Origin of the sequence: Pseudomonas sp. PS01299, from assembly GCF_029960145.1 — a bacterium.
In the GTDB taxonomy this organism is placed as follows: domain Bacteria; phylum Pseudomonadota; class Gammaproteobacteria; order Pseudomonadales; family Pseudomonadaceae; genus Aquipseudomonas; species Aquipseudomonas putida_A.
Genome location: NZ_JASCPO010000270.1, coordinates 1 through 6965 on the forward strand (window position 1 = coordinate 1; position 6965 = coordinate 6965).

Sequence of the window (6965 nt, forward strand, 5' to 3'; positions counted from 1 at the left end):
CGCGAATGCGGTGTATCAGACAAATTAATGTATCTGACACACCGCATTCGCGAGCAAGCCCGCTCCCACAGGGGGTAACGCAATTACCCTCAAGAATGGGGCGGCCGGGCTTACTCAGCCTTCAGGGTTTTCACACCTTCGCTGGTGCCCAGCAACAGCAGATCCGCCGGACGCGCCGCGAACAGGCCATTGGTGACCACGCCGACGATCGCGTTGATCTGCGCTTCCAGCTCCACCGGGTTGGTGATCTGCAGGTTGAACACGTCGAGGATGATGTTGCCGTTGTCGGTCAGCACGCCTTCGCGGTACACCGGGTCGCCGCCCAGTTTCACCAGTTGACGGGCCACGTGGCTGCGAGCCATCGGGATCACTTCGACCGGCAGCGGGAATTCGCCCAGCACCGGCACCAGTTTGCTGGCGTCGGCGATGCAGATGAAGGTTTTGGCCACGGCCGCGACGATCTTTTCGCGAGTCAGGGCGGCGCCGCCACCCTTGATCAGGTTCAGGTGCGCGTCGCTCTCGTCGGCGCCGTCGACGTAGAACTCCAGGTCGCTGACCGTGTTCAGCTCATACACCGGAATCCCGTGGCCCTTGAGGCGTGCGGCAGTGGCTTCGGAGCTGGCAACCGCGCCATCGAACGCGCCCTTGTGCTGGGCCAGTGCATCGATGAAGCAGTTGGCGGTGGAGCCGGTGCCGACCCCGACGATGCTCTTGTCGTCGAGTTTCGGAAGGATGAAGTCGACGGCGGCCTGAGCCACTGCCTGTTTGAGTTGATCCTGGGTCATGCGGGCTCCGGAAGCGGGCAAGGTGAGAACGGAAAGGCCGGCATTATAGGCCCCGCGACAAGGCAGGGGGAAACACTCCTGTGGTGAGGGGATTTATCCCCGATGGAGGGCGAAGCGCTCCCCAGCACTCCTCCCAAATATTGCGCTCTCAGGTTGACGACGGCTGCGCCGCCGATCGGGGATAAATCCCCTCACCACAATGAGGTTTACATCACAAACTGTTCGCCCCAGCTAAAACCCCCTGTTCAGTGTGGTCGCACGGGCAAAAGCCGGGTTAGACTCGTCGGCCCCGCCCAATCGCCAGTGATGCTTTCCGATGCTCGAACAGTACGTCAAAAAGATCCTCACCTCGCGCGTTTATGACGTTGCCGTAGAAACCCCGCTGCAGAACGCTCGCCAGCTCTCCGAGCGGCTGGGCAATGACATCTGGCTCAAGCGTGAAGACTTGCAGCCGGTGTTCTCGTTCAAGATTCGCGGCGCGTACAACAAGTTGACCCAGCTGACGGACGAAGAGCGCGCCCGTGGCGTGGTCACCGCGTCGGCGGGCAACCATGCGCAGGGTCTGGCGCTGGCGGCGAAAGTGCTGGGCGTGAAGGCCACCATCGTGATGCCCAAGACCACTCCGGAGATCAAGGTCGAAGGCGTGCGTTCGCGCGGCGGCAAAGTGGTGCTGCACGGCGATTCCTTCCCGGAAGCCCTGGCCTACTCGCTGAAACTGGTCGATGAAAAGGGCTACGTTTACATCCACCCGTACGACGATCCGCACACCATTGCCGGGCAGGGCACCGTGGCGATGGAAATTCTGCGCCAGCACCCGCAACCGCTGGACGCGATCTTCGTGCCGGTCGGCGGCGGCGGGCTGATCGCTGGCATCGCGGCGTACGTGAAATACCTGCGTCCGGACATCAAGGTCATCGGCGTCGAGCCGGACGACTCCAACTGCCTGCAAGCGGCCATGGCCGCCGGCGAGCGCGTGGTGCTGCCGACCGTGGGCATCTTCGCCGACGGCGTGGCCGTGGCGCAGATCGGCCAGCACACATTTGATATCTGCAAAGACTATGTCGACGAAGTCATCACCGTCAGCACCGACGAGATCTGCGCGGCAATCAAGGATATCTACGACGATACCCGCTCGATCACCGAACCTGCCGGCGCCTTGGGCGTGGCCGGGATCAAGAAGTACGTCGAGCTGCGCGGCGTCAGCGGCCAGACCTTCGTCGCCATCGACTCCGGGGCCAACGTCAACTTCGATCGCCTGCGCCACGTCGCCGAGCGCGCCGAGCTGGGCGAGGGCCGTGAAGCGATCATCGCCGTGACCATCCCGGAGCAGGCCGGCAGCTTCAAGGCGTTTTGCGAAGCGATCGGCAAGCGCCAGATCACCGAATTCAACTACCGCTACAACACCGGCAGCGAAGCGCACATCTTCGTCGGCGTGCAGACTCACCCGGAAAACGACCCACGCAGCGCACTGCTGGCGAGCCTGACCGAGCAGGGCTTCCCGGTACTCGACCTGACCGACAACGAACTGGCCAAGTTGCACATCCGCCACATGGTCGGCGGCCACGCGGCGCACGTGATCGACGAAGTGGTGTTTCGCTTCGAATTCCCGGAGCGTCCGGGCGCGCTGTTCAACTTTCTCAACAAGCTCGGCGGGCGCTGGAACATCTCGATGTTCCACTATCGCAACCATGGCGCGGCAGACGGCCGGGTGGTCGCGGGCCTGCAAGTCCCGCATGACGAGCGTCATCTGGTGCCGGCGGCGCTGGAAGAAATCGGTTACCCATATTGGGATGAAAGCGAAAACCCGGCCTATCAGTTGTTTCTTGGCTGAGCGGCTACGCTGATGGGCAGGCCCTGAGGAAATCGAACAATGGAAACGTTAACTGCCCTGAAAGCCGCGCACATTGTCGCCACTGTAGTGTTGCTGGCCGGTGCGCTCGGGTTGGGAGTCTGGGTTTTTCTGGCAAAACGCAAAGGTGATGCAACGGCGGGCAGCCGCACCTTGCAACGGCCACGGGTGTTCATCTGGCTGTTGATGGGCCTGGCGTTGTTGAGCATGCCGTTCACCGGCTGGGGCATGGTGCATCTGGTCGGCTGGCCGCTGGGGCAGACCTGGCTGCTGGCTTCCAGCGTGCTGTACACCGTGGCGGCGCTGGCGTGGTTCTGGTTGCTGGTGCGGTTGAATCGCTTGCGCAAGGCGCCGGGCGGGGTTGGCAGGTTCACTTTTGCCTTGGCGTTATTCAGTTTTGTCTGCTTTATCGCCATTGCCGGGTTGATGGGCGCCAAGCCTGTTTAAGGCTTCACATCGCGTTGCCCCATTCGGGAGCAAGCCCCCTCCCACATGGATTGGTGTTGTGAACACCATCTCCTGTGGGAGCGGGCTTGCTCGCGAAGGCGTAATCAGCCGCGCAACGAAATCACCGGCCAGCCCCGCTTCTCGGCCTCGGCCCGCAGATTCGGATCCGGATCCACCGCCACCGGGTTCGCCACCTGCTCCAGCAGCGGCAAATCATTCATCGAATCACTATAGAAATAGCTGTCATCCAGCGAATATCCGGTCTCTGCCAGCCAGCGATTGAGGCGCGTCACCTTGCCCTCGCGGAAGCACGGAATGTCGGTGCTGCGCCCGGTGTAGCGGCCATCGACCATCTCGCACTCGGTGGCGATCAGGGTTTCAACGCCCAGGCGCACGGCAATCGGGGCGGTGACGAAGCGGTTGGTGGCGGTGATGATCACCAGTTTGTCGCCGGCGTCGCGGTGCTGTTTGAGCAGTTCCAGCGCCTTGGGCAGCACGATCGGCTCGATGCAGTCGCGCATATAGTCGTTGTGCCACTGTTCGAGCACGGCCATTTCGGTGCGGCCGAGGATTTCCAGGCAGAAGTTCAGGTACGCGGCGTTATCCAGCTGGCCGGCCAGGTAATCCTGATAGAACTCGTCGTTGCGCGTCTTGTACGCCACCGGGTCGAGGAAGCCGCGTTCGCACAGATAGTCGCCCCAGGCGTGATCGCTGTCGCCGCCCAGAAGGGTGTTGTCCAAATCGAATAAAGCCAGGCGCATTGCAGTTACCCGCTGAAAAGTCAGTAAAAAGGCGACAAGAATACGGTCTTTTCACAAGAGTGCACATAAGGTAGGAACCTTCGTTGCCGCCTTATCAAGCTTTGTGGAACAATGCGGCGACATGCGTTTGCGAGGTTGTTGCCGTGATCGACCCCGATGGTTTCCGCCCCAATGTCGGGATCATTCTGACGAATGACGCCGGCCAGGTGCTATGGGCTCGCCGTATCAATCAAGATGCCTGGCAGTTTCCACAAGGGGGAATCAACCCCGAGGAGACGCCGGAGGACGCCTTGTACCGCGAGCTGAACGAAGAAGTTGGCCTGGAACGTGAAGATGTTGAAATACTGGCCTGTACTCGTGGCTGGTTGCGCTATCGTTTGCCGCAACGTCTGGTGCGTACCCACAGCCAACCGCTGTGCATCGGCCAGAAGCAGAAATGGTTTCTCCTGCGCCTGATCTCCAACGAGCAGCGGGTGCGGATGGATTTGACCGGTAAACCGGAGTTCGATGGCTGGCGCTGGGTCAGTTATTGGTATCCGTTGGGCCAGGTGGTGACATTCAAGCGCGAGGTGTATCGACGCGCCCTCAAAGAGCTTGCCCCGCGCCTTTTAGCGCGCGACTGACGACGGAGTTCGACCCCGAGCCATGCTCAATACGCTGCGCAAGATCGTCCAGGAAGTTAACTCCGCCAAGGATCTCAAGGCGGCGTTGGGGATTATTGTGTTGCGCGTCAAAGAGGCCATGGGCAGCCAGGTCTGCTCGGTCTACCTGCTTGATCCCGAGACCAACCGCTTCGTCCTGATGGCCACCGAGGGCTTGAACAAGCGCTCGATCGGCAAAGTCAGCATGGCACCCAACGAAGGTCTGGTGGGTCTGGTCGGCACGCGTGAAGAACCCCTGAACCTCGAAAACGCCGCGGATCACCCGCGCTACCGCTACTTCGCCGAGACCGGCGAGGAGCGCTACGCCTCCTTCCTCGGGGCGCCGATCATTCACCACCGCCGCGTCGTCGGCGTGTTGGTCATCCAGCAGAAAGAACGCCGCCAGTTCGATGAAGGTGAAGAAGCCTTCCTCGTGACCATGAGCGCGCAGCTCGCCGGCGTTATCGCCCACGCCGAGGCCACCGGCTCGATCCGTGGTCTGGGCAGACAGGGCAAGGGCATTCAGGAAGCCAAGTTCGTCGGCGTACCGGGCTCGCCGGGTGCGGCGGTCGGTACCGCGGTGGTCATGCTGCCGCCGGCGGACCTGGACGTTGTGCCAGATAAAACCATCACCGACATCGACGCCGAGCTGGCGCTGTTCAAGACCGCCATCGAAGGTGTGCGCGCCGACATGCGCGCGTTGTCTGCCAAGCTCGCGACCCAGCTGCGCCCGGAAGAGCGTGCGCTGTTCGACGTCTACCTGATGATGCTTGACGATGCCTCGCTGGGGAGCGAAATCACCACCGTGATCAAGACCGGCCAGTGGGCCCAGGGCGCACTGCGTCAGGTGGTCACTGAGCACGTCAACCGTTTCGAACTGATGGACGACGCCTACCTGCGCGAGCGTGCGTCGGACGTCAAAGACCTCGGCCGCCGCCTGCTGGCCTACTTGCAGGAAGAGCGTCAGCAGAACCTGGTCTACCCGGAAAAAACCATTCTGGTCAGCGAAGAGCTGACGCCGGCGATGCTCGGCGAGGTGCCGGAAGGCACATTGGTCGGTCTGGTGTCGGTCCTCGGTTCGGGTAACTCGCACGTCGCGATCCTGGCCCGGGCCATGGGCATTCCGACGGTGATGGGTCTGGTTGACCTGCCGTACGCCAAGGTTGACGGCATCGAAGTGATCGTCGATGGCACCCGCGGCGAGGTCTACACCAACCCCAGCGATGTGCTGCGCAAGCAGTTTGCCGAGGTGGTCGAAGAAGAGAAACAACTGGCGCTGGGCCTCGACACCCTGCGTGATCTGCCGTGCGTGACCCTCGATGGCCACCGCATGCCGCTGTGGGTCAACACCGGGCTGCTGGCCGATGTGGCGCGGGCGCAGAAGCGCGGCGCCGAAGGTGTCGGCCTGTATCGCACCGAAGTGCCGTTCATGATCAACCAGCGCTTCCCGAGTGAAAAGGAACAGCTGGCGATCTACCGCGAGCAGCTCGCCGCGTTCCACCCGCAACCGGTGACCATGCGCAGCCTCGACATCGGCGGTGACAAGTCGCTGTCGTACTTCCCGATCAAGGAAGACAACCCGTTCCTCGGCTGGCGCGGGATTCGCGTGACCCTCGATCACCCGGAAATCTTCCTGGTGCAGACCCGCGCGATGCTCAAGGCCAGCGAAGGCCTGAACAACCTGCGGATCCTGCTGCCGATGATCTCCGGCACCCACGAACTCGAAGAAGCCTTGCACCTGATCCACCGGGCCTGGGGCGAAGTGCGCGACGAAGGCACCGACGTGCCGATGCCGCCGATCGGGGTGATGATTGAAATTCCGGCTGCGGTGTACCAGACCAAGGAGCTGGCGCGGCAGGTGGACTTCCTGTCGGTCGGCTCCAACGACCTGACCCAGTACCTGCTGGCGGTCGACCGCAACAACCCGCGAGTGGCCGACCTCTACGACTACCTGCACCCGGCGGTGCTGCAAGCCCTGCAAACCGTGGTGCGCGACGCGCATGCCGAAGGCAAACCGGTGAGCATCTGCGGTGAAATGGCCGGTGATCCGGCAGCGGCGGTGCTGTTGATGGCGATGGGCTTCGACAGCCTGTCGATGAACGCCACCAACTTGCCGAAAGTGAAGTGGATGCTGCGCCAGATCAACCTGAGCAAGGCCAAGGATCTGCTGGCGGAGCTGATGAAGATCGATAACCCGCAAGTTATCCACAGCTCGCTGCAACTGGCGCTGAAGAATCTCGGGTTGTCGAAGATGAATCCGCCGGCGGTCAACAAGGCTCTCTAAAACCTTGTGGGCCTCTTCGCGAGCAAGCCCGCTCCCACATTTGACCGAGTTCTACCTTTGGAATGTGGTCGAATGTGGGAGCAACTGTCTTACTGCCACCGTTCGTCACCGCCACTCTGTGCCGTCTCGCAGCATGGCATTCAGTCTGATCAGCAGTATTCGCATACAGGCGATGAGCGCGACTTTCGCGCTCTTGCC

Annotated in this window: 6 protein-coding genes; 4 read left to right on the top strand and 2 right to left on the bottom strand. The window is 61.9% G+C overall.

Annotated elements, in window-relative coordinates; genetic code table 11:
* Positions 1 to 110: 110 nt before the first annotated feature.
* The gene (gene rpiA / locus QMX91_RS27355; protein ID WP_007913886.1) at positions 111 to 785 is read right to left on the bottom strand and encodes a ribose-5-phosphate isomerase RpiA; all 675 of its coding nucleotides are present in this window, start codon (positions 783 to 785) and stop codon (positions 111 to 113) included.
* Between the two features lie 316 nt (positions 786 to 1101).
* Here rpiA and ilvA point away from each other — a divergent pair, with 316 nt between their 5' ends.
* Together ilvA and QMX91_RS27365 are read left to right on the top strand one after the other, a co-directional pair.
* Positions 1102 to 2616 (top strand): threonine ammonia-lyase, biosynthetic, encoded by a 1515-nt coding sequence (ilvA, locus tag QMX91_RS27360; RefSeq protein WP_027610533.1) that lies wholly within the window; start codon positions 1102 to 1104, stop codon positions 2614 to 2616.
* A gap of 39 nt (positions 2617 to 2655) precedes the next feature.
* On the top strand, positions 2656 to 3081 hold the full coding sequence (locus QMX91_RS27365; RefSeq protein WP_282413662.1) for a DUF2269 domain-containing protein: 426 nt from the start codon (positions 2656 to 2658) through the stop codon (positions 3079 to 3081).
* A gap of 104 nt (positions 3082 to 3185) precedes the next feature.
* Here the strand turns inward: QMX91_RS27365 and QMX91_RS27370 are convergent, their stop codons facing one another.
* Positions 3186 to 3842: an HAD family hydrolase gene (locus QMX91_RS27370; RefSeq protein WP_282413663.1), complete on the bottom strand. Its 657-nt coding sequence runs from the start codon at positions 3840 to 3842 to the stop codon at positions 3186 to 3188.
* Between the two features lie 143 nt (positions 3843 to 3985).
* On the opposite strand from QMX91_RS27370, the gene QMX91_RS27375 reads away from it, so the two are divergent.
* Entirely contained in the window at positions 3986 to 4465 is a 480-nt protein-coding gene (locus QMX91_RS27375) for an RNA pyrophosphohydrolase (protein WP_003229203.1), read from the top strand.
* Between the two features lie 22 nt (positions 4466 to 4487).
* Positions 4488 to 6767 carry a phosphoenolpyruvate--protein phosphotransferase gene (ptsP, locus tag QMX91_RS27380; protein WP_047596633.1) on the top strand — a complete coding sequence of 760 codons (2280 nt, stop codon included), beginning with the start codon at positions 4488 to 4490 and terminating at the stop codon, positions 6765 to 6767.
* Positions 6768 to 6965: the final 198 nt, after the last annotated feature.

What these genes read in the sequence shown, in the direction of transcription:
- rpiA (WP_007913886.1), bottom strand. Translation starts at nt 785, where the DNA reads ATGACCCAGGATCAACTCAAACAGGCAGTGGCTCAGGCCGCCGTCGAC.
- ilvA (WP_027610533.1), top strand. Translation starts at nt 1,102, where the DNA reads ATGCTCGAACAGTACGTCAAAAAGATCCTCACCTCGCGCGTTTATGAC.
- QMX91_RS27365 (WP_282413662.1), top strand. Translation starts at nt 2,656, where the DNA reads ATGGAAACGTTAACTGCCCTGAAAGCCGCGCACATTGTCGCCACTGTA.
- QMX91_RS27370 (WP_282413663.1), bottom strand. Translation starts at nt 3,842, where the DNA reads ATGCGCCTGGCTTTATTCGATTTGGACAACACCCTTCTGGGCGGCGAC.
- ptsP (WP_047596633.1), top strand. Translation starts at nt 4,488, where the DNA reads ATGCTCAATACGCTGCGCAAGATCGTCCAGGAAGTTAACTCCGCCAAG.